The sequence below is a fragment of the Bradyrhizobium sp. IC3195 genome (assembly GCF_020193585.1).
GTDB lineage: Bacteria > Pseudomonadota > Alphaproteobacteria > Rhizobiales > Xanthobacteraceae > Bradyrhizobium > Bradyrhizobium yuanmingense.
The window spans coordinates 217343-240142 of the sequence record NZ_JADYVG010000001.1 but is presented as its reverse complement, the minus strand read 5'-3'; the positions used below and the strand labels follow the sequence as shown (position 1 = coordinate 240142).

20 protein-coding genes are annotated in these 22800 nt (G+C 65.4%); 7 read left to right on the top strand and 13 right to left on the bottom strand.

Translation table 11 applies throughout. The annotated features are described in order from the left end of the window. The first annotated feature begins 142 nt into the window (after positions 1–142). Both I6F09_RS00995 and I6F09_RS00990 read left to right on the top strand, forming a co-directional pair. On the top strand, positions 143–1339 hold the full coding sequence (locus tag I6F09_RS00995) for an amidohydrolase family protein (RefSeq protein WP_128262259.1): 1197 nt from the start codon (positions 143–145) through the stop codon (positions 1337–1339). A 125-nt stretch (positions 1340–1464) separates the two neighbouring features. Continuing rightward, complete coding sequence (locus I6F09_RS00990) at positions 1465–2166, top strand: hypothetical protein (RefSeq protein WP_109144116.1); 702 nt, start codon at positions 1465–1467, stop codon at positions 2164–2166. Between the two features lie 4 nt (positions 2167–2170). Here I6F09_RS00990 and I6F09_RS00985 read toward each other — a convergent pair whose 3' ends face one another. The 9 genes from I6F09_RS00985 to I6F09_RS00945 form a co-directional block, all read right to left on the bottom strand. Then, the gene (locus I6F09_RS00985) at positions 2171–2560 is read right to left on the bottom strand and encodes a hypothetical protein (RefSeq protein WP_225146564.1); all 390 of its coding nucleotides are present in this window, start codon (positions 2558–2560) and stop codon (positions 2171–2173) included. A 162-nt stretch (positions 2561–2722) separates the two neighbouring features. Then, on the bottom strand, positions 2723–3178 hold the full coding sequence (locus I6F09_RS00980; protein ID WP_057028851.1) for a MarR family transcriptional regulator: 456 nt from the start codon (positions 3176–3178) through the stop codon (positions 2723–2725). 24 nt (positions 3179–3202) lie between these two features. Continuing rightward, positions 3203–3907, bottom strand: a complete 705-nt coding sequence (locus I6F09_RS00975; protein WP_172786252.1) for an ABC transporter ATP-binding protein — start codon at positions 3905–3907, stop codon at positions 3203–3205. Beyond that, the gene (locus tag I6F09_RS00970) at positions 3904–4695 is read right to left on the bottom strand and encodes an ABC transporter ATP-binding protein (RefSeq protein ID WP_057028849.1); all 792 of its coding nucleotides are present in this window, start codon (positions 4693–4695) and stop codon (positions 3904–3906) included. Before I6F09_RS00970 ends, I6F09_RS00975 begins: the two co-directional genes overlap by 4 nt. Continuing rightward, entirely contained in the window at positions 4692–6581 is a 1890-nt protein-coding gene (locus tag I6F09_RS00965) for an ABC transporter permease (RefSeq protein ID WP_057028848.1), read from the bottom strand. The genes I6F09_RS00970 and I6F09_RS00965 overlap by 4 nt, the downstream gene beginning before the upstream one ends. A gap of 164 nt (positions 6582–6745) precedes the next feature. Continuing rightward, complete coding sequence (locus tag I6F09_RS00960; protein WP_225124295.1) at positions 6746–7948, bottom strand: ABC transporter substrate-binding protein; 1203 nt, start codon at positions 7946–7948, stop codon at positions 6746–6748. A gap of 36 nt (positions 7949–7984) precedes the next feature. Beyond that, positions 7985–8569 carry an amino acid synthesis family protein gene (locus I6F09_RS00955; protein ID WP_025035619.1) on the bottom strand — a complete coding sequence of 195 codons (585 nt, stop codon included), beginning with the start codon at positions 8567–8569 and terminating at the stop codon, positions 7985–7987. A gap of 15 nt (positions 8570–8584) precedes the next feature. Continuing rightward, on the bottom strand, positions 8585–9481 hold the full coding sequence (locus tag I6F09_RS00950) for a UPF0280 family protein (RefSeq protein WP_225187287.1): 897 nt from the start codon (positions 9479–9481) through the stop codon (positions 8585–8587). Continuing rightward, complete coding sequence (locus I6F09_RS00945) at positions 9478–10935, bottom strand: 6-hydroxynicotinate reductase (RefSeq protein ID WP_225171383.1); 1458 nt, start codon at positions 10933–10935, stop codon at positions 9478–9480. The genes I6F09_RS00950 and I6F09_RS00945 overlap by 4 nt, the downstream gene beginning before the upstream one ends. A gap of 265 nt (positions 10936–11200) precedes the next feature. On the opposite strand from I6F09_RS00945, the gene I6F09_RS00940 reads away from it, so the two are divergent. Both I6F09_RS00940 and I6F09_RS00935 read left to right on the top strand, forming a co-directional pair. Continuing rightward, on the top strand, positions 11201–11683 hold the full coding sequence (locus tag I6F09_RS00940) for a (2Fe-2S)-binding protein (protein ID WP_225140159.1): 483 nt from the start codon (positions 11201–11203) through the stop codon (positions 11681–11683). Beyond that, positions 11683–15207, top strand: a complete 3525-nt coding sequence (locus I6F09_RS00935; RefSeq protein ID WP_225187286.1) for a molybdopterin cofactor-binding domain-containing protein — start codon at positions 11683–11685, stop codon at positions 15205–15207. Before I6F09_RS00940 ends, I6F09_RS00935 begins: the two co-directional genes overlap by 1 nt. Positions 15208–15323: 116 nt before the next feature. Here I6F09_RS00935 and I6F09_RS00930 read toward each other — a convergent pair whose 3' ends face one another. Further along, positions 15324–16289, bottom strand: coding sequence for a catechol 2,3-dioxygenase (locus tag I6F09_RS00930; RefSeq protein WP_225141443.1), 966 nt, complete (start codon positions 16287–16289; stop codon positions 15324–15326). 369 nt (positions 16290–16658) lie between these two features. Here I6F09_RS00930 and I6F09_RS00925 point away from each other — a divergent pair, with 369 nt between their 5' ends. Both I6F09_RS00925 and I6F09_RS00920 read left to right on the top strand, forming a co-directional pair. Further along, positions 16659–18398 carry a DUF87 domain-containing protein gene (locus I6F09_RS00925; RefSeq protein ID WP_225146559.1) on the top strand — a complete coding sequence of 580 codons (1740 nt, stop codon included), beginning with the start codon at positions 16659–16661 and terminating at the stop codon, positions 18396–18398. Positions 18399–18612: 214 nt separating this feature from the next. Further along, entirely contained in the window at positions 18613–19194 is a 582-nt protein-coding gene (locus I6F09_RS00920) for a peroxidase-related enzyme (RefSeq protein ID WP_036001422.1), read from the top strand. A gap of 84 nt (positions 19195–19278) precedes the next feature. Here the strand turns inward: I6F09_RS00920 and I6F09_RS00915 are convergent, their stop codons facing one another. The 3 genes from I6F09_RS00915 to I6F09_RS00905 all read right to left on the bottom strand — a co-directional run bounded on the left by I6F09_RS00915 (position 19279) and on the right by I6F09_RS00905 (position 22373). Continuing rightward, positions 19279–21831, bottom strand: a complete 2553-nt coding sequence (locus tag I6F09_RS00915) for a cation-translocating P-type ATPase (protein WP_225187285.1) — start codon at positions 21829–21831, stop codon at positions 19279–19281. Then, positions 21828–21995: a hypothetical protein gene (locus I6F09_RS00910; protein ID WP_167361653.1), complete on the bottom strand. Its 168-nt coding sequence runs from the start codon at positions 21993–21995 to the stop codon at positions 21828–21830. Before I6F09_RS00910 ends, I6F09_RS00915 begins: the two co-directional genes overlap by 4 nt. A 234-nt stretch (positions 21996–22229) precedes the next feature. Continuing rightward, positions 22230–22373, bottom strand: a complete 144-nt coding sequence (locus I6F09_RS00905) for a hypothetical protein (protein WP_167361652.1) — start codon at positions 22371–22373, stop codon at positions 22230–22232. A 262-nt stretch (positions 22374–22635) separates the two neighbouring features. Between I6F09_RS00905 and I6F09_RS00900 the strand changes: the two genes are divergently transcribed. Next, positions 22636–22791, top strand: a complete 156-nt coding sequence (locus I6F09_RS00900) for a hypothetical protein (RefSeq protein ID WP_225187284.1) — start codon at positions 22636–22638, stop codon at positions 22789–22791. The last annotated feature ends 9 nt before the right edge of the window (positions 22792–22800 follow it).

Sequence of the window (22800 nt, the reverse complement as noted above, 5' to 3'; positions counted from 1 at the left end):
GCGTCGATTGCGGTTCCGAGGCCGGCAGCTATGCGTCGTTTGTACACGATCATTCGTATACTAATGAATAATCCGGCTTGATCCCGCGGTCAAGGCTGCCCAAGATCGGAAGCGTTGCAGTTAGGAATAAGGAGCCCCTTCCATGGCGCATGACGCACCCCAGGCCACCGGACCCTCGAAGCTGGTGATCCGCAATATCGGCCTGATCCTGTCCGGCGCTTTGGAAAAGCCGATCCTGGACGGCGACACCATCGTCGCCGAGAACGGCAAGATCAGCGCGATCGGCCGCTTCAAGGACGTCAATACCGAAGGCGCCACCACCATCGTCGACGCCAACGGCACCACAGTGGCGCCGGGCCTGATCGACAGCCACGTCCACCCTGTCGCCGGCGACTGGACGCCGCGGCAGAACCAGATCAACTGGATCGACAGCTATCTGCACGGCGGCGTCACCACCATGATCTCCGCCGGCGAGGTGCACATGCCCGGCCGCCCCCGCGACGTCGTCGGCCTCAAGGCCATGGCCGTGTTCGCCCAGCGCGCATTCTGGACCTTGCGTCCCGGTGGCGTGAAGGTTCACGCCGGCGCGCCGGTGATCGAATGCGAGATGGTGGAAGAGGACTTCAAGGAGATGGCGGCGAACGGCGTCAAGCTGCTCGGCGAGGTCGGCCTCGGCGGCGTCAAGGACGGCCCGACCGCGCGGAAGATGGTCGGCTGGGCGCGCAAATACGGCATCCAGAGCACCATCCACACCGGCGGCCCGTCGATTCCTGGCTCCGGCCTGATCGACAAGGACGTGGTGCTGGAGGCCGACACCGACGTGGTCGGTCACATCAACGGCGGCCACACCGCCCTGCCCGACGACCAGATCCGCTGCATCTGCGAGGGCTGCAAGCGCGGCCTCGAGCTCGTGCACAACGGCAATGAGCGCTCGGCCCTGTTCACGCTGCGCACCGCGCGCGAGATGGGCGACCTGCACCGCGTCATCCTCGGCACCGACGCACCCGCCGGCTCCGGCGTGCAGCCGCTCGGCATTCTGCGCATGGTCTCGATGCTGTCCTCGCTCGGCGACCTCCCGGCCGAGATCGCATTCTGCCTTGCCACCGGCAACACCGCGCGGATGCGTCAGCTCGATTGCGGCCTGATCGAGGTCGGCCGCTCCGCCGACTTCGTCATCATGGACAAGGCCCAGCACTCGCCTGGCAAGAGCATCCTGGAGAGCGTCCAGCTCGGTGACCTCCCCGGCATCGGGATGACCATCATCGACGGCATCGTCCGCACCCAGCGCAGCCGCAACACGCCGCCGGCCGGCAAGGTGCCGGAGGTGGTGGCGAAGTGATGCAGCCGGAGCGGCCCGCCGCTCCGCATTGTCCCTCGAAGGCGTTGAACAAGTCGCAAGCCTGTTGCGTCTAACGCAGGCAGCCCTCGGCGGCGGCAGTTCATTGTTCGACCATCGAGGCAGACATGAAGGACCCATCACGGATAGCCGTGGGCGTCGCTGGCGCGGTGGCGGGCTATATCGCGATCTTTGTGCTGTTTTCTCTGCTCGATGTCGGCAACCGTGCGGACCCGATCACATCGGGTCTGCTGGGACTGTTCGTCTACTCGCCCACCGGTGCAATCGCCGGCGCGGTCCTCGCCAATTGGCTCGTGACGCGTTCAGGCAAAAATGCAGGGCAGGACGCAGGCGTCGGCGGCGTCGCGCGGAACAGCTTGAAGTCGCTCGGCATCGTCGCCCTGCTCTGCACCGCCGGCATCGGCGCCTACATTGCGTACGCATACGCGACCGCAACGCCCTGGCTCAACCGCAACGGCGCCAATCCCCTGCTCGTGTTCGAGGTCCGCTTTCCGGCGGGAGTAACGGTGCCGACATCGGCGCAGGACATCACCATCGAACTGCAAACCGACATCAACACCATGCCGGGCGAAGTCAGTCCGGCCGCGTTCTATCGCGATGGTGACCAGGCGGTTATCGCCGGCGAAGTCGAGCTGGCGTTTCGAACCTCGCACCGGCAGCTCGCCATCACCATCCAGGGCCAGCCGAGCCGGATCTATCCGATCGATTTGACGGCCCGGGCGCCGCATACGCCGGAATTCGGAACGTGGCGGCGGCTTGGTGACGGCAGCGAAATCCGCTACCGCGCCAAATGGCCGGGAAAGACGTAAGAGATCAGCGCTTCTTCGCAATCTCACAGCGCACATAGGTCTGGCGCTTGGCCCGCCCAACCGGACCGTTGTCCATCACCAGCCTGCCATCCGCAGCGACAGAGACGCGAGGATTGGAGCGAAATTTTTCGCCCTCGCCTTCGCAGGCCAGCTTCATTTTCCAGCCGAGCCTTCCGTCGGCCGTGATCTGGCTGGCGCGGCACCGCGTCTCATACCAGTACAGGCGATTGCCGCCCTCGATGCTCATGCGGTTGGGACTGTCGTCGTCGCGACAGTCCTTTTTGGTCGAGGCCCAGAAGCCTTCGTAAGGCTGCGCCGCCAAGGCGGGAGCGCTTTCGCCGACGAGCACGGCAGCAAAACTCAAGACAACCGCAAAGCGCGTCGCAACTCTCATGACCAAAACCTCGATAAACCCTTCATCAAGGTTAGTCGCCAGTTCCGGCACCTTGTTCAACTGCCGTAGGGTAGTCAAACGGCGCGAAGTGCCGTGCCTACGATTTTTGCGACTCGAGAAAGGATGGCGGGCACGCTTCGCTTTGCCCGCCCTACGAAACCTTCACCTGAGCTTGTTCAGCAGCAGCATCAGCGTCTCGCGCTCTTTCGCCTCGAGCGGCGCCAGCGTCTCGCGGGTGATCGCCAGCGCGTTCGGCGCCAGCTTTTCGGCAAGCTGCTGTCCGGCGCGGGTCAGGCTCACCAGCAGGCGGCGGCCGTCCTCGGGATCCTGGCTCGTCTCGGTGAGGCCGCGCGCGGTGAGACGATCGATCACGCCCTTGATGGTCGCGACGTCCATCGCCGTCAGGCGCCCGAGCTGGTTCTGCGAGCACGGCCCGGTCTCGGCCAGTTTCGACAGCGCCGCCCATTGCGTCGGCGTCAGATTGGTGCCGATGTCGCGGGCGAAGATCGAGCTGTGGCGCTGCCAGACCTGGCGCAAGATGAAGCCGACCTGTTCGTCGAGCACGTAAGGCGGTTTCGCCGGTTTGACACTTTTCTTTGCCGCAACGCTTCTCGCCATCCGTTCGCAGCCCTTCCCCTTGCCTCACAACGACAGATGCGCGTCGCGGATATCCGGGCGCGCGTCGAGCTCGGCCATGGTGCCGCCGAAGCAGATGCGGCCGCGCTCGATGATGTAGGCGCGATCCGAAATCAGCCGCGCGAAATGCAGATTTTGCTCGGAGACGACGATGCTGACGCCTTCCTTCTTCATGGTCAGGATGGCATCAACCATCTGCTCCACGATCTTCGGCGACAGGCCCTCCGACGGCTCGTCCAGCAGCACCAGCGAGGGATTGCCCATCAGCGTGCGCGCAATGGTGAGCATCTGCTGCTCGCCGCCGCTCATTCGTCCGCCCGGGCGGTTCTTCATCTCGCCGAGGTTAGGAAACAGCGCGAACAGCTTTTCGCGCGTCCAGTGCGGCGCATTCGGACGCTTCGGCTGGCGGCCGACTTCGAGGTTTTCCTCGACGGTCAGGTCCGTGAAGATGCGCCGCTCCTCCGGCACGTAGCCAAGGCCCTCGCGCACGATCTCGTGTGTCGGCTTCGACGAGACGTCCTTGCCCTCGAACGTGATGCGGCCGGAGCGCTGCGCGACGAGGCCGACGATCGACCGGAACGTCGTCGACTTGCCGGCGCCGTTGCGTCCCAGCAGTGCCACCACCTCGCCCTCGCCGACCTCGAAGCCGATGTCGAAGAGGATATGCGCCGGACCATAATGGCTGTTGAGGTCCTGCACCGTGAGCTTCATGTGGCGGCTCCCTCGCGGTGGCGGGAATCGTAGACCAGGCCCTCGCCGAGATAGACCGCCTGCACCTGGGGATTGCCGCGCACTTCCGCCGGCGAGCCCTCCGCGATCAACGTCCCGCGGTTGAGCACGAGGATGCGATCGGCATGCTCGAACACCACGTCCATGTCGTGCTCGGTGAAGAGCACGCCGATGGATTTTTCCCGGGCAATGCGCGCGGTCAGCCGCATCAATTCGACGCGCTCGCGCGGTGCCATTCCGGCCGTCGGCTCATCCATCAGCAGCAGTTTGGGCTGGTTGGCGAGCGCGACTGCAAGCTCGAGCCGCTTGAGATCGCCATAGGCAAGCTCGCCGCAGGGCCGGTCCGCATAGCCGCCCATGCCGACCAGCTCGAGCAGGCGGCCGGCCTCGTCGCGATCGAACTTCGGCGCCGAGCCGAACAGATTGAACAGCTGCTTGCCGTGCGAGATCAGCGCGACCTGCACGTTCTCGCGCACGGTCATCGTGGCGAAGGTCGCGGTGATCTGGAATGTGCGGCCGACGCCGAGCCGCCAGACCTCACGCGGCTTCCGGCCGGTGATCTCCTCGCCGAGCAGGCGGACGTGGCCGCTATCAGGCATGTTCTGGCCGTTGAGCATGTCGAAGCAGGTGCTCTTTCCCGCGCCGTTCGGTCCGATCAGCGCCAGGATCTCGCCGGCCCGCAGCGAGAACGAGACGCCGCGCACGGCATGGATGCCACCATAGGATTTGGTCAGGCCTTCGACCGCGAGAAGTGGAGGTGCGACGCTCATTCGGCAGACTCGATCGGCTTGGCGAGCAAAGGTGATCCCGGCGGCGATGCTTTCTTGCGGCGCTGCGCCAGCATCTCCAGCGTGCCGACGATGCCCTTGGGGAAGACGACGACGATCAGCATGATGAAGCCGCCGAGCACGAGCTTCGACAGATCGGTCTGGCTCACCAGCCAGATGTTCAAAGCCTTGTAGACGATGGCGCCGATCACCGCGCCCGAGACCGTCTCGACGCCGCCGAGCAGCACCATGACGAGCGCGTCGACCGAGAGCGAAATGCCGAGATTGTCGGGGAACACGCTACCCTTGAGGTAGGCGAACAAGGCGCCGCCGATGCCGGCGGTCGTGCCGGCGATCACGAAGGCGGTCCACTGGATGCGCTTGGCATCGATGCCGATGGCTTCGCTGCGCAGAACCGAGTCGCGCGTGGCACGAAGCGCGTAGCCGAACGGCGAGAACACCATGGCCCGCAGCGCGACGGTCACCAGCGCCGCGACGCCGAGCGAAAGCCAGTAGAAGCGCGACGGACTTGCCGCCCAGCTCGATGGCCAGAGGCCGAGAATGCCGTTGTCGCCGCCGGTCACGTCCACCCACTGGAACGCGATCGACCAGACGATCTGCGCGAAGGCAAGCGTCAGCATTGCGAAATAGACGCCGGAGAGCTGCACCGCGAAGAAGCCGAACACGGCCGCGCCCATGCAGCCGAGCAGCGGCCCGAGCAGCAGGCAGACGATCATCGGCAGTCCCGCCATCTTGGCGAGGAAGGCGATGCCATAGGCGCCGAGGCCGAAATAGGCGGCGTGACCGAACGATGCCAGGCCGCCGACCGACATCAGGAAGTGCAGGCTGACGGCGAAGATCACGAAGATCGCGATCTCCGAGCCCACGGTCAGCAGATAGTTGCCGGCGAACAGCGGCAGCATGGCCGCGACGATCAGCGCCGCAAGCGCCATCAGCCGCTCGTTCGAGGTCAGCGGCCGCCAGGGATTGACGGTGAGACCCGGCGTCTTGCGCGCGGCCGCCTCCGGCTTGCCGAACAGGCCCCAGGGGCGAACGATCAGCACCACCGCCATGACCAGGAAGACCAGGATGATCGAGATCTTCGGGAAGATCAGGATGCCGAAGGCATTCAGCTCGGAGACCAGCACCGCCGCGACGAAGGCGCCGACGATGCTGCCGAGGCCGCCGATCACGACCACGACGAAGACCTCGACGATGATCCGCAGGTCCATGGCGTGATGCACGGCATCGCGCGGGATCTGGAGCGCGCCGCCGAGCGCTGCGAGGAAGACGCCGACGGCGAACACCGACGTGAACAGCCACTTTTGGTTGACGCCGAGCGCGGCCACCATGTCGCGATCCTGCGTCGCCGCGCGCACCAAGACGCCCCAGCGCGTGCGCTGGAACAGCAGCCAGAGAATGCCGAGCACGACCGGTCCGAGCACGATCAGGAACAGGTCGTAGCTCGGAATGTTCTGGCCGAAGAAATCGATCGCGCCCCTGAAGCCCGGCGCGCGGCGGCCGACGAGATCGTCCGGCCCCCAGATCAGCACGACGAGATCCTCGACCATCAAGGTCAGGCCGAAGGTCGCGAGCAGCTGGAACAGCTCGGGCGCATGATAGATGCGCCGGAGCAGCACCATCTCGACGATGACGCCGATCAGCGCCACCGCGAACGCGGCCAGCACGATGCCGCCCCAGAAGCCGAACGCGCCGGACAGGCGCTCGGTCAGCGTGAAGGCGATGTATGCGCCGATCATGTAGAAGGCGCCATGCGCGAAATTCACGATCCGGGTCACGCCGAAGATGATCGACAGGCCCGAGGCCACCAGAAACAGCGACGCTGCGCTGGCGAGACCGGTCAGAAACTGTACGACGTAAAAGGCCATCTGCGGTCCGGGTTAGGTTTGAAGTCACCTCTCCCCGCTCTTGCGGGGAGAGGTCGAATTGCGGAGCAATTCGGGTGAGGGGCTCTCTCCACCAGCGCGGGGCGTGGAGAGAGCCCCTCACCCCAACCCTCTCCCCGCGAAGAGCGGGGCGAGGGAGAAAGAACTCAATCCTTCGGACGCAGCTTCGCGACTTCGGCGTCGCTGGGCAGATAGTCCGCGCCCTTCTTGTAGGACGAATCCACCATCACGCCCTTGCCGTCCTTCAGCGCGGTCTTGCCGACGAACGCCCCGAGCGTCGACTGGTGGTCGATCTTGCGGAAGGTGATCTCGCCGAACGGCGATGGCATCGACAGCCCCTCCGCCGCGGCAATCAGCTTCTCCGGATCGGTCGAGCCAGCCTTCGTCAGGATCGCGGCGGCCGACTTGATGGTCTGGTAGCCGACGATCGAGCCGAGACGCGGATAGTCGTTGTACTTGGCCTGGTACGCCTTCAGGAACGCGTCATGCTCGGGCGTCTTGATCGAGTACCAGGGATAACCGGTGACGATCCAGCCCTCCGGCGTCTCGTCCTTGAGCGGGTCGAGATATTCGGGCTCACCGGTGAGGAAGGAGACGACCTCACGCCCCTTGAACAGACCGCGGGTGTTGCCTTCGCGCACGAGCTTGACGAGATCGGCGCCGAACGTGACGTTGAGGATCGCTTCCGGGTTGGCGGCGGCAACCGCCTGCACCACCGGGCCGGCGTCGATCTTGCCCTGCGGCGGCCATTGCTCGTCGACCCACTGGATGTCGGGCCGCTTCTCCGACATCAGCTTCTTGAACACCGCGACCGCCGACTGGCCGTATTCGTAGTTCGGCGCGATCGTCGCCCAGCGTTTGGCGGGCAGCTTGCTGGCGGCTTCCACCAGCATCGCGGCCTGCATGTAGTTGGAGGGACGCAGGCGGAAGGTGTACTTGTTGCCCTTGGACCAGGTGATGGCGTCCGTGAGCGGCTCGGCCGCGAGGAAGAAGACCTTCTTCTGGTTGGCGAAGTCAGAGACCGCAAGACCGATGTTCGACAGGAACGTGCCGGCGAGCATCGCGACGCCCTCGCTCGAGACGAGCTCGTTGGCCGCGGTCTGCGCATCCGCCGGCTTGCCGCCGTCGTCCTTGGAGATGACGACGAGCTTCTTGCCGTTGATGCCGCCGGCCGCGTTGACTTCCTCGACCGCAAGCTGCCAGCCCTTGCGATAGGGCTCGGTGAATGCCGGCAGCAGCGAATAGCTGTTGATCTCGCCGATCTTGATATCCTGCGCCAGGGCCGAATGGGCCATGCCGCCTGCCAGAAGCGCGAAGGCCGCGCCGACGATAGTATTTCTTGCTCGCATCCCAACCTCCAATTTGAACTCGCCTACGACTTCTATCTATCTCAGACCGTCTTCGCCCTTGATCTCCGCGACCGTCAGCCCGCCGACGCGCGGCAGCGGACGGCCGCTGTCGGTGACGGCGACAGCGACCATGATCTCGTTGGCGCGCGGCGCATCGTTGATCTGTACCTCCATCCCGTCGAAATGGCTGCGGACGAAGGCTGCGTCCTTGTGCCCCAGCGGAATGTCCAGGGTCGTGCCGGGGCCGCTGCGCTTCTTCGAGGACGGGATCAGCGCCGCGCCCTTGCCCAGAACTTTACGCACCGGCGCGCCCATCTTGGGGTGGAGGATGGCGGCGGCGTGCTCCAGCTCGCCGTTCTCGCCGACGGCCGCGGCCTTGCCGTAGCTGTGCGCCTTGGCGCCATCGATGCCGAGCGCCGCCACGGCGCGCTTCGATAAGAGCTCGCCCAGCTCCTCGCCGATCGCGATCAGCGGCGAAAGATCCTCGACATATTTTCCGGCGAAAGGATTTTCGATCACGGCGATCGCGGCGGCACGCCGGGTCGGCGGCGACACCTGGCGTCCCATCTCCATCTGCGTCTCTTCGACGACGGTGACGATCTTGCGGATGATCGCGCTCATGTTTCGCTTCCCTGTTCAGGCATGGACCGCGTTCTCCAGCACACGCGGGCGCGATCGTTGCTCTTCTATATCCTTTGTTCCGATGACAAGCATATCACCACGAAGCCGCAGCACGGCACCTTCGATCAGTCCGCGATCGAACAATTGCCGTGCACATTCCGCGCCAGATTCAAGCGCGGCGGCGATCTCATCGTGAGACAGCTCGCCGACACCGCGCGTCACGAGGCGCGCGCCCAGATCGCTGTCGGGCTGAAGCTCGTTCGCAGGCTGTCGGATGATTGCGGGATGCCCGGGCAGATCGACGGCATTGGCGATCACGGTCGCGGCCGCATCGGCCTGCGAAGCGGTTGCGGCCAGCACAGTCACGGCATCGGCGATCCCGAGCGAAAAGCTGCGGCCGTGCCGACCGCTGGTCGCGACGCCCCGCACCGGATCGTTCGCATCGATCCGCATCCTCCGCATCACGCCGTCGTGGTCGGGACGATCCATCAGGCCGACCGAAAAATGCTCGCCCACACCGAGATGCAGCGCGATGTCGCCCCCATTGTTGACGTAAATCCGATCGAGCGGTGCAGCGCGCAGCATCGCGGCCAGAATCTCCTCCGCGACGCTGCCGGCAACGGCCGCCATCGGCGTGATGAAGCAATCGGCGGTATAAGGCGCGACGGCAGCGTGCATGCGGCGGGCGACAACGCCCTTCAGCGAGGTCTTCTCCTCGACCGCCGTACGCAGTCCTGGCAATTCCGCGCAAAGCTCGTCGAGCAATCCAGTGAACCGCAGCGCCGCAGCCTCATAGGCGACCCGCACCGCATCCGTACGTCCCCTCGCCTCCACGATCAGATCGATCGGTCCATCCTGCAAATGCAGCCGCCGGCCATCAGACAGCAATGCGATTTGCGGGCGCCTGGTCATGTGCGAGGCCCCGGAATCGGGTTCCGCCAGGGCAATTGGCGGACATCGTCGCCGCTCTGCACCTCGGAGAGCGGCTTCACATAATCCATGTGGCCACCGAGCGCGGCATAGTCGGACAGCTTCATGGTGAATTCGATCGGCGCGACCAGGGCCGGTGTCGGCACATAGCCGAACGCGCCTGACGGCATCTGCGTCACGTCGACCATGTAGGTGATGCCGCCGCCGGGCCAGACATAGACCGGCGCGCCGCCGCTGGTGACGCGCGTCAGCGCATCCTTCACCGAGCGCGTCAGCCGCACCGGGTTGTCGGTGACGCCAGCGCGCAAGGAGCCGCCCGCGCCCGCCATGAACAACACCGTGCACAACGCGGGCTCGCAATTTTCCTGGATGCGCTCGACCGAGAACTTCAAGTCGTCAGGCATCTCGGTCTCGACCGGCTTCAAGGCCTGGTCGAGCACGTAATAGGACGAATGCTCTCCGGTGGTGGAGACCATCAGCATGGTCAGACCGGGCTTTGCTTCCTTGGCATCGAACGGGCCAAGGATCGACAGGGGATCTGAGATGTTGGTGCCGCCCCAGCCCGTGCCTGGATCGGCCACCTGGAAATAGCGGCCGGGCGTCGAGCGACGGCCCTTCATCTTGATGCCGGTGTCGGCGATGTCGAGCAGCTTGCCCGCTTGATGCTCGCTGAGCACGCCGGTGATGTGGTCATCGACCACGACGACTTCGTCCACCTTGCCGTGCCATTGCTTGGCGAACATGCCGATCGTCGCCGAGCCGCAGCCGACGCGCATGCGCTCTTCCTTCACGCCGTTGACGATCGGCGGCTGCCCGGCCTGCACCACCACGGTGGCGCCGCCATCGATGGTGAGCTCGACCGCCTTGCAATTGGCGAGGTCCATCAGCGTGTCGCAGGTGACGCGGCCCTCCTTCTTGGAGCCGCCGGTGAGATGATGCACGCCGCCTAGCGAGAGCATCTGCGAGCCGTATTCGCTGGTGGTGACATGGCCGACCGCCTCGCCCTGCGCGCGCACGGTCGCGGTCTCCGGGCCGAGATAGCGATCGGTGTCGATCTTCACCTTGATGCCGCAATAGGAGAAGATGCCCTCGGTGACGACCGTCACCATGTCGACGCCGTCGACCTCCGCAGAGACGATGAACGGCGCCGGCTTGTAGTCGGGATAGGTCGTGCCTGCCCCGATCGCCGTCACGAAAGTCGAGGGCTCGTGGACGATCTTGCCGTCCCAGTCCTCGGTGCGGCTGAACGGGACGAGCTTGCCGCCGTGAGAGACGGTGCGCTCCAGGATGACATGCGGATCGACGCGGACCAGCTTGCCGTCGTGATTGGCATAGCGATCGCAGGCCCCCGCCGCGCCGGGCTTGATGTAGCACATCACCGGACAAGCATCGCAGCGGATCTTGTCGATGACGGCGCTCGTCGTTTCTGTCACCATGTCGGAGCCGGCGGACACCGCTGTTATCATTCGTATACGAACGATGTTGCGCGCGCTGCCCCGGGGCTGTCAAGCGGCGGTGCAGCGCAAAAGATGCCACTGCCGCATAAAACCTCATTTGCCTATCCGCCCTGTCCACAAAGAAGGCAACCGCGCTGCAGTGCGGCATGCATGGCTTGCACGTTTGTGTACAAACGGTATCGTCGCAGCGCCGAATTTTCGCGATTGCATGATCTTGGATATCGTCTTGGGCTTGGGAACGAGGATGACGCAGACACCGATCCGCCTCACCGTGAACGGCAGGATCCACGAGGTCACGGCAGCGCGCGACACGCCGCTGCTCTACGTGCTGCGCAATGATCTCGCGCTGAACGGCCCGAAATACGGCTGCGGCTTGGGGGAATGCGGCACCTGTACTGTCCTGATCGACGGACTGGCGGCACGCTCCTGCGTGATTCCGGTGAGCGGCTGCGCCGGGCGCGACATCGTGACGCTCGAAGGCCTCGGCACAAGCGACAAGCCCGACGTCGTGCAGCAGGCCTTCATCGACGAGCAGGCCGCACAATGCGGCTATTGTCTCAACGGCATGATCATGACCACCAAGGCGTTGCTCGCGATCAACCCGCGGCCGACCGAACGGGAGGCCTTGGCGGCGCTGCGCTACAATCTCTGCCGCTGCGGCACGCATGTCGAGATCCTTCGCGCAGTGATGCGCGCATCGGGCCAGCTCACCGAGGCCGCAGATTGATGGCGTCCTTTGTTACGAACGGAGCTGAGCGTGCGGGTTCGCTCGTCGTCGCGCGCAGCGTGGACGAGGTCACGTCGGAAACCTTCGTCCGCATCACCGCGGACGGTTCGGTCACGGCCTATAACGGCCATGTCGATCTCGGCACCGGCATCCGCACTGCGCTGGGCCAGATCGTCGCCGAAGAGCTCGACGTCTCCTTTGCGCGCGTCGTCGTCGTGCTCGGCGACACGGCATTGGTGCCGAACCAGGGCGCGACGATTGCGAGCGAGACCATCCAGATCACGGCCGTGCCGCTGCGGAAGGCCGCGGCGCAAGCGCGGCACTTTCTGATCGCGCGCGCGGCGGAACGCCTGGACTTGCCCGAAGCCGAGCTCAAGATCGAGGACGGACTCGTTCGCGGCCACGACAATCGCAGCGTCAGCTATGGCGAGCTCATCGGCGACGAAGCGATCCGCCTCGAGCTCGCCGATGACGTCGAGCTCAAGCCTGTCGGCGATTACGCGATAGTCGGCCAGTCGGTGCCGCGCGTCGATCTACCTGCTAAAGCCACGGGCGAGCTGACTTTCGTGCACGACATCCGCGTGCCCGGGATGGTGCATGGCCGCGTGGTGCGGCCGCCCTATGCTGGCGTCGATGCCGGACCGTTCGTCGGCACCAGCCTCATTGCGGTCGACGAATCCTCCGTGCGCGACATTCCCGGCCTTGTCGCCGTGGTGCGGATCGGCGATTTCGTCGGCGTCGTCGCCGAGCGCGAGGAGAATGCGATCCGCGCGGCAGAGCAGCTCAAGGTGAGCTGGAAGCCGACGCCGACGCTGACCGATCTTGGCGATGTCGAGACCGCCCTGCGCGCCAATCCCTCGACGCCGCGCACGCTGATCGACAAGGGCGAGGTCGAAAAGGCGATATCGGGCGCGGCCAAGCCGATGCAGCGCACTTACGTCTGGCCGTATCAGATGCACGCCTCGATCGGCCCTTCCTGCGCCGTCGCCGACTTCCAGGACGGCAACATCCGCGTCTGGTCGGGCACGCAGAACCCGCACGTGCTGCGGGGCGACCTGGCGCTGCTGATCGAGCGCCCCGAGAGCGAGATCGAGGTGATCCGGCTGGAGGCCGCCGGCTGCTACGGTCGCAACTGCGCCGACGACGTCTCCGCCGATGCGCTCCTGCTGTCGCGCGCCGTCGGCCGTCCCGTCCGCGTGCAATTGACGCGCGAGCAGGAGCACGCCTGGGAGCCCAAGGGCACCGCACAACTCATCGACGTCAATGGCGGCCTCGACGCTGACGGCGGCATTGCTGCTTACGACCTCGCCACGCGCTACCCCTCGAACGCCGCTCCGACGCTGGCGCTGCTGCTGACCGGTCGCATCTCCCCCGAGCCCACCGTGCTCCAGATGGGCGACCGCACCGCGATCCCGCCCTATGATTACGAGCACATGCGCGTCGTCGCCCACGACACGCCGCCGATCGTGCGGGCCTCCTGGTTCCGCGGCGTCTCGGCATTGCCGAACACCTTTGCGCATGAATCCTATATCGACGAGGCTGCGGCCGAAGCCGCCGTCGATCCGATCGAATATCGCCTGCGCTATCTGAAAGACCCGCGCGCGATCGATCTGGTCAATGCGGTGGCCGAGCGCGCGGGCTGGACGCCGCGGCCGGTCCGAGAGGAGAAGGACGGCGAGGTCGTGCACGGGCGCGGCTTTGCATATGCGCTCTACGTCCACAGCAAGTTTCCGGGTTACGGCGCGGCGTGGTCGGCCTGGGTTGCCGACGTCGCGGTGAACAAGACGACCGGCGACGTAAGCGTGACGCGCGTCGTCGCGGGGCAGGATTCCGGGTTGATGATTAACCCGGACGGCGTGCGCCACCAGATCCAGGGCAACGTCATCCAATCCACCAGCCGCGCGCTGATGGAAGAGGTGTCGTTCGAACGCGGCACGGTGGCCGCGCGCGAATGGGGCGCCTATCCCATCATCCCCTTCCCCGACGTACCCAAGATCGACGTCTTGATGCTGCCGCGGCAGGACCAGCCGCCGCTCGGCGTCGGCGAGTCTGCTTCGGTGCCGAGCGCAGCGGCGATCGCGAACGCCATCTTCGATGCCACCGGCGTGCGCTTCCGCGAGCCGCCGTTCACGCCCGAGCGAATCCTCAAGGGTCTGCGTGGCGATGCGGCGGTGACGCCGCAGGCTCTGCCCGCACCGGCGGCATCGCGGCCGTCCCGGGTCTGGGCGAATCCGTTCGCCAGGCGCGCCGGTATCGCTGCAGCGATCGCAGCCGTCTGCACCGCTGCCATCGGCATCGGTGCGGCGCTCCTTCCAGGTCGCGCAATTGCGCCGATCGCACGGCCCGACGCGTCGGTCTATTCCGCGGCGACCATCGCCCGCGGCGAGCAGCTTGCAGCGCTTGGCAATTGCGCGGAGTGCCATACCAGCATTGGCGGCGCGCTCAACGCCGGCGGCCGCGCATTGGAGACGCCATTCGGCACGATCTATTCGACCAACATCACGCCCGACGTCGAGACCGGGATCGGTGCCTGGTCCTATCCGGCCTTCGAGCGCGCCATGCGCGATGGCTTGCATCGCGACGGACGGCAGCTCTATCCCGCTTTTCCCTACACGCATTTTGCAAAGACCAGCGACGCGGACATGCAGGCGCTCTATGCGTATCTGATGGCGCAGCCTTCAGTGCGTGCGACGGCACCGCCGAACGAACTCGCCTTCCCTTACAATCTCCGCTCGTTGCTCGCGGGCTGGAATGCGCTGTTCCACGACACGAAGGAGTTCAAGCCTGATCCCGCCAAGTCCGATCAATGGAATCGCGGCGCCTATCTGGTCGAAGGTCTCGGCCATTGCAGCGGCTGTCATTCGCCGCGCAACGCGCTCGGCGCCGAGCAACGCAACGCTTATCTCGCCGGCGGCTTTGCCGAGGGCTGGGAAGCGCCGGCGCTGACCTCGCTCTCGCACGCGCCGATTCCGTGGAGCGAGGAGGAGCTCTACGCCTATTTGCGCACCGGCCATTCGCGTTACCACGGTGTCGCGGCCGGCCCGATGGCGCCTGTTATCCGCGACCTCAAGGCTCTGCCCGACCAGGACATCCGCGCGATGGCGGTCTATCTGAACTCCTTCAACGACACGGCCGATACACCAGCGCCGGATGCGCTCGCCGCCAAGCTCGAGAGCGCAACGCAAATGACCGTCGCCTCCTCCGCGGGCGCCCGCCTCTATCAAGGCGCCTGCGCCGTGTGCCACGAGGTCGGCGGCCTGCCGCTGTTCGGCACGCGGCCCTCGCTCGCGCTCAACAGCAACGTTCACAGCACGAAGGCGGATAATCTCGTGCAGGTGATCCTGCACGGCATTGCAGACCCAGTCTCCAGCGATCTCGGCTACATGCCCGCGTTCAGGAATAGCATGAGCGATGCACAGGTCGAGGAGCTCGTGACGTTTTTGCGCAAGCAGTTCGCGCCGGACAAGCCGGCCTGGACGGGCGTGCGCGAGACGATCTCGCGGGTGCGAAGTTCGACCCACTAACGTCATTCCGGGGCCCGAGCATAGCGAGGGAGCCCGGAATCCATAACCACCAGCCGGGGTTATGGATTCCGGGCTCGCCGCTTCGCGTCGCCCCGGAATGACACTGCGTGAATACGCTAGTCGTGCTTCACCTCCACCGGCGGCGTGCCGTGGGTGTGGAAGGACTCGATCGTCTTCAATCCCCAGGCCTGGCCCTTCTTGCGCTCCTCCTCGGTCCACACGATCGGCTTCCAGTCGGGCGCGAGAATGAGGCGCGCGCCGGCATTGGCGACTTCGACGCGGTTGCCGCCGGGCTCGTAGACATAGAGGAAGAAGGTCTGCTGGATCGCGTGCTTGTGCGGGCCGGTCTCGATGTGCACGCCGTTCTCTAGAAAAATGTCCGCGGCGCGCAGAATCTCCTCGCGGCTGTCGAGCGCGTAGGTGACGTGGTGGAAGCGGCCCGGCACGCCCGAATGATCGAGCGAATAGGCAAAGTCGTAGCTCTTGTTCGACATCGTCAGCCACATCGCCGCCTCACGGCCGTCGTTGAGCACGATCTGCTCGGTGAGGCGGCAGCCGAGGTAATTCTCGAAGAACTCGCGGTTGGCCTTGATGTCGACGGCGAGGCAATTGAGATGATCGAGCCGACGGACGTTGGCGCCGCGCGCCGGAAAGCGCTGCGCCTGGTTCTTTAGTGCGGGCTTGAGCTCCGGCGGCGCCTGATACCATTCGGTCTCGTAATAGAGCTCGACGATGTGGCCATCGGGGTCGCGGCAGCGGAAGGTCGGCCCCTGCCCCATGTCGCCGTCGATCCAGCCGATGTCGAAGCCGGATCCCTTCAGCGCGGCGACGCGCCGCTCCAGCGCCTGCTGGCTGCGCGCACGGAGCGCCATGTGGCCCATGCCCGAGGTCTTCGACGCCGTGAGCTTGAGCGAATAGCGCTCGTAATCGTCCCAGCCGCGCAAATAGACCGACTCGCCCTTCTGTCCGCTGACGGTCATGCCCATGACATCGACGAAGAACTTCAGGCTCTCGTCGGGCTTCGGCGTCAGCAGCTCCATGTGGCCGAGGTGGGCAAGGTCGAGGATCGGTTCGGGCTGCATGGCTTCCTCCTGGAGCGGACGCGGGGCTTTCGGCGCGGCACCTCATTTGTACTAATGTACAAATCATTAGGTCCAGTCAACAAAGCAGCCGGTATTCTGCTGCGATCGGCGCCTGACCGCCGGCCTCCGGACGAGACGGGCAGCCTGCCCGAATGGTAAACTCTTCCTTAAGGACCATCTCACCTGAAAGGTCCGGAAAATGCAGCATTTTCCCGGCGATTTTGCCAATAAGCAGGCGTTGGCGGCGAGGCTCCCGACCGAATTACCGCGGATTTAACGGAGCCGGCGCGTCCGGCGTTTAACCGTTTGTGCAGCGACGGCCGCGCATAGTCCGGGCAAATCCGTTCGCTCTTGCCAGGTTCATTCATCGTGACATCCTTTGGACGCGTGATTTCGGTTCGCGGATCGCTCGCCCGGGTTGGGCTTCTGGCGGAAAGCCGGATGCCGATCTCGGAGGTGCGGGCCACCGTCGGCCGGTTCGTCAGCATTCGCTGCGCCAGCTCGGTCATCGTTGCGATGATCACGGAGGTCTCCTGCGAAAATCTGTCGGGCTCGGACAATTACATTGCCATCGCCTCGGTCGACCTGCTCGGCGAGATCCTCAATGCCGCGGACAAGGCCAAATTTCAGCGCGGCGTCACCAACTATCCGACCATCGGCGATGCCGTCGACCTGATCACGAGCCAGGAGCTGCGCACGATCTACGCGCCGACCGGCTCGGACCAGATCAATGTCGGCTTCCTGCAGCAGGACCGCTCGGTCATCGCCTATGTCGACGTCGAGGAAATGCTGTCCAAGCATTTTGCCGTGCTGGGATCGACCGGCGTCGGTAAATCGACCGGCGTCTCGCTGCTGCTCAACGAGATCCTGAAGGCGCGGCCGAACCTGCGCATCTTCCTGCTCGACGTGCACAACGAATATGGCCGCTGCTTCGGCGACCGCGCGCTGGTGCTCAACCCGCGAAACCTGAAGCTGCCGTTCTGGCTGTTCAACTTCGAGGAAATCGTCGACGTGCTGTTCGGCGGCCGCGCCGGCGTGCCGGAAGAGCTCGACATCCTCGCCGAGGTGATCCCGCTCGCCAAAGGCGTCTACACCCAGTACCAGAACGCCGACCGCATCGGCCTCAAGCGCATCGATCCCAAGCAGATCGGCTATACCGTCGATACGCCTGTGCCCTATCGCCTGGTCGACCTGTTGTCGCTGATCGACGAGCGGATGGGCAAGCTCGAGAACCGCTCCTCGCGCATCATCTATCACAAGCTGATCTCGCGCATCGAGGCCGTGCGCAACGACCCGCGCTACGCCTTCATGTTCGACAACGCCAATGTCGGCGGCGACACCATGGCCGAGGTGATCAGCCATCTGTTCCGCCTGCCCGCCAACGGCAAGCCGATGACGGTGATGCAGCTCGCCGGCTTCCCGGCCGAGGTGATCGATTCCGTCGTCTCCGTGCTCTGCCGCATGGCCTTCGACTTCGGGCTGTGGAGCGACGGCGTCTCGCCGCTGCTGTTCGTCTGCGAAGAGGCGCACCGCTACGCCTCCGCCGACCGCAACATCGGCTTCGGCCCGACCCGCAAGGCGGTATCGCGCATCGCCAAGGAAGGCCGCAAATACGGCGTCTATCTTGGCCTCATCACCCAGCGCCCCGCCGAGCTCGACGCCACCATCATCTCCCAGTGCAACACGCTGTTCACGATGCGCCTCGCCAACGACCGCGACCAGGCGCTGCTGCGCGCCGCCGTGTCGGACGCCGCCGCGAACCTGCTCTCCTTCGTGCCGTCGCTCGGCACCCGCGAGGTGCTGGCGTTCGGCGAAGGCGTGGCGCTGCCGACCCGCTTGCGCTTCAAGGAGGTGCCGCCGCACCAATTGCCGCGCGGCGAGGCCACCATCTCGAGCGTGCCCTCCGTCACCTCCGGCCACGACATGCATTTCGTCAGCGCCGTGCTCGAACGCTGGCGCGGCGCCACCTCGCAGCGCGACGTGCCGAACGACCCCGTGTTCTCGGCACCGCCCGCGAAGACGATGTCCAGCGTCGAAGCCCCGATGCTGCAGCCCTCGATGGGCCTCGATCCGGACCGCTTCTCGCTGCTGAAGAAGCCGCTGCGGTAAGGCTTCGCTCCATCCACATCGTCATTGCGAGCGCAGCGAAGCAATCCAGAGTCTTTCCGCCGGGGGGACTCGGGATTGCTTCGCTGCGCTCGCAATGACTGAGGATGGAACGTCGTTCCCACCTGACACCTTCGTCGCGGCCACTTCGGACCGGCAGATTGAGCCCGCCTTCCGCATCGACTATGGTTCCCGCCCCAAGCCGGAATCCATGCCCATGACAAAGACCGCCGCGCAACGCTTTCCCGCCCCCGCCCTCGACACCCTGCCCGACGACATCCGTAAGCGCCTCCTTGCCGTGCAGGAGAAGAGCGGCTTCGTCCCGAACGTGTTCCTGACGCTGGCCTATCGCCCCGACGAGTTCCGCGCCTTCTTCGCCTATCACGACGCGCTGATGGAGAAGGACGGCGGCCTCACCAAGGCCGAGCGCGAGATGATCGTGGTGGCAACGTCGGCGGCCAACCAGTGCCAATATTGCGTGATCGCCCATGGCGCGATCCTGCGCATCCGCGCCAAGAACCCTGTGATCGCCGACCAGGTCGCGATCAACTACCGCAAGGCCGATATCACGCCGCGGCAGAAGGCGATGCTCGATTTCGCCATGAAGGTCTCGGCAGACGCGCAGCGGATTTCCGAGGATGATTTCGTAGCGCTCGCGCCGCACGGCTTCAGCGACGACGACATCTGGGACATCGCCGCGATCTCCGCCTTCTTCGCGCTGTCGAACCGGCTGGCGAATTTCACGGGCATGCGGCCGAACGAGGAGTTCTATCTGATGGGCCGCCTGCCGAAGACGTAGTCGAGGCGCGAGGACCGGGCTCGATGGTCGGAACTCCTGTCCGCAACCGACGGACGCCTGGCTTCACAGGAGTCCTCGCGAGAGCTAGAACCGAAGCCGCCGCGCCCAAATCGGCTTCAGCAGTTCGAGCGCCGTGAGCACCAGCACTCCCGCGCCGAGCGTGATCATCAAATCGTCAAGATGCAGGGGACCGAAGCGAAACAGGCCGGAGGCCGGCGGCCAGAACAAGGCTGTGGCGAGAACGAGCGCAATCAAGAGGAAGATCCAGAGCAATGCCGCGTTCGGAGGGAAGAAGGCAGACAAGAAGGATGCGCTGAAGGATCGATTGACCAGCACCAGCGCGAGGACGCAGACGACGAGCGCGATGAATGCGAGGGTGCGAGCCTCCTCGGGCGGAAGGCCGGAACGAAGCGCTGCGACGAAGATCACGGCGATCAAGGCGAAGGCCATCGTGCCTTGCAGAACGCTCCAGGCGATCAGGGGCCACGAGAACAGCTCCGCATCGGCACGCCGCGGCGGACGCTTCATGACGTCGCGCTCCTCCCGCTCGGCCTCGAACACCAGCGAGCAGACGGGATCGATGATCAGCTCCAGAAAGGCGATGTGCACCGGGCCGAGCACCAGCGGCAGCCCGAACACCAGGGGAAGCAGCGCAAGACCCGCGATCGGCACGTGGACGGCAAAGATAAAGGCCATGGCCTTGCGCAGATTGTCGTAGATCCGGCGACCGAGGCGGATGGATGCGACGATGGAGCTGAAGTCGTCGTCGAGCAGGACGATCGAGGACGCCTCGCGAGCGACGTCGGTGCCGCGGCCACCCATCGCGATTCCGATATGGGCGGCCTTCAGCGACGGCGCGTCGTTGACGCCGTCGCCCGTCATCGCGACGATCTCGCCGCTGCGCTTCAGCGCCTGCACGATCCGCAGCTTCTGCTCCGGCAGAACCCGCGCGAAGACGTTCACCTTCCTGACGAGTGCCTCGAGCTCGCGGTCGTCAGCGAGCTTGACCTGCTCCCCGGTCGCGACCTCATCGACGTCGAGCCCGGCTTGCGCGGCGATCGCCATGGCGGTCGCCGGATAGTCGCCCGTGATCATGATGACGCGGATGCCGGCCGAACGGCATTCGCGAACCGCCTCCGGAACATGAGGCCGCAACGGATCGGCAAGCCCGACCAGGCCGACGAAGCGGAATACGAAAGCCTCCTGGGATGCCGGCGGGGAAGCCTCGTCGCAAACGGCAACCGCCATCCCCAGCACCCGAAGCCCGTCCTTCGCCATTGCCCCGACGGCAGCTTGCACGGCCTCCCGATCGGCTTCGTTCAGCCTGCACAGGCGCGCAATCGCCTCCGGCGCGCCCTTGGCGCATGCGATGAGGTCCGCCGCTCCGGCTGTCCGCCAAACCTGGGTCATGGCGAGCAGCTCGGGGCGCAGACCATAGGTGCGCACCAGCGTCCGCTCGCCATCCATCGCGTCGCCGTCCCGCAGGACACCACGCGCGAACGAATGCAGCGCCTTCTCCATCGGATCGAACGGCTCCGGAGAGCTTGCCAGTGCCCCGCAGCGCGCCAGCTCTGCGAATTCGCGCCCGACCTGATCCGGTCCGGACGCCTCCGCGCGCAGGCGCGCGCCGTCCAGCAGGCGCAGCTCGGCGACCGACATCTGATTCTGCGTCAGCGTTCCGGTCTTGTCGGTGCACAGGACTGTTGCTGAGCCGAGGACCTCGATGGCGGCGGCGCGCCGCGTCAGGACGCGGGCCTGCGAAATCCGCCACGCACCCATTGCCATGAACACCGTGAGCACGACGCCGAATTCTTCCGGAAGCATCGACATACCGATGGCGACGCCTGCCAGCAGCGCCTGCAGCCAGTCGCCGCGCGAGACGCCGTAGAGCACAATCGCGGCCAGGCTGATGATGGTGCCGCCGAGGAAGCAGAGCCGCACCAGCCTTGCGGTCTGTTGCTGAAGCCGCGGCGGCTCGGCCTGCAAGCCGCGAAGCGACAGCCCGATCTTCCCGATCTCGCTGCGCGGCCCGGTGGCCTCGACCAGCGCCAACCCCTCGCCGCGCACGACGAGCGAGCCGGAATACACGAATGGCTGATCCTCGCCGCCGGGCCGGTGAGCGGCTACTTTGATCTTGTCGGCGGTCTTCTTGCGGACGGGCACCGACTCGCCGGTCAGCAGGGACTCGTCGATCTGCAGGTCCCGCGCTTCGACGAGCGCGGCGTCGGCGGGAACGCGATCGCCTTCACCGAGGACGAGAAGGTCGCCCTGCACGACCTCGCGGCCGGCAATTCGCCGGCGCGCACCGTCACGCACCACCAGCGCCCGCGGGCTGGTCAGGTCGCGCAAGGCTTCCAGCACGCGCTCGGTCCGGGTTTCCTGCACCACCGTGATCACGATGGACATCGCCCCGAACGCCAGCAGGATCACCGCCTCCTTGAGATCGCCGAGCACGAGGTAGATCAGCCCGCCGCAGAGCAGCAGCAGCAGCATCGGCTCGCGCAGCACTTCCACCACGATACGCAGAGGACTGCGTCTTTCCGGCCGAGGCAGTTCGTTGGGGCCGTCTGCCGCGAGCCTCGCCCGCGCCTCGGTCTCACTCAGACCGGCCGCACCTCCGCGTTGCACCTCGCTCACGGTTTCCGCCGCAGGCTCCAGAAGCTGCCGGCACCGACGATTGCGGTGGCGAGCAGGACGGCGACGAAAGTCTGGATGATGGTGAAGTTCAGCGCGTCACGCGCAACGAACAGCGCCGTGATCGCGCCGGCGAGGACAAAGAGGATGCGAAAGATGACGCTCATGGTCGTGCCTCCAAGATCTGCATGACAAGATCTGCATGACTTGGAGCCCGGGGCCCTCCCATCGGGGCACAACGCTGTCTCTGCAACCATGCAGGCAGACCTTAGCCGCTCAGGGCGAGGCAAGTTTGCGACAAGTCAAACCTGACCCGGCCATCATCGGTCGGCGACTGCGACGTGATGTCCGCCCAGCAGCGAACCGCCGCTGCATCGCTCACGGCTGCGAGGCGTATGCGGCTAGCGCTTCGCCATCAACTCGAGCGCCGGAGCAAAGCGCTCCGCGAACGTCAACGTCTTGGCGTGGTGGACTGCGGCGAAGGATGCAGAGATTCCCGCCGAAGCGACCGCGAGCAAGCCAACTACGAAAGCCAGACGGCGCATGTTCGCCTCCTGTGTGAGCTCGACTACCCCATAGAGATGGGACGGCTCTGTTTCAGGACGGTTTCGTGGGCGCGGAAATTGATTTCGCTCAAGCGGCTGTGATGAGATCCGGCTTATCTGGGCGCAATCCGTAACCAACTAACAAGGGTAGACGTGTTTTGCAGCGCCGGCCGTATTGGGAATTTGATACCCGCGAGCGCTATCCTAGGCACTGCGGTGACGAGCAACATTCGTGAAATGGGAGTCATCGAGGACTACGCAAATGAAGATCGTGATCCAGAAGCTCAATGGCCTGTGGCACCGCATCGTCGGATCGAGCCAGATCCGAACGCCCTTCCTGGATACCCAGGACCGCGCGCTGGTGGTAACTTACGCCCGCCGCGCCTATCCCGGCGCCAGGATCTTCCAGCGCGACTGACGTGAATAC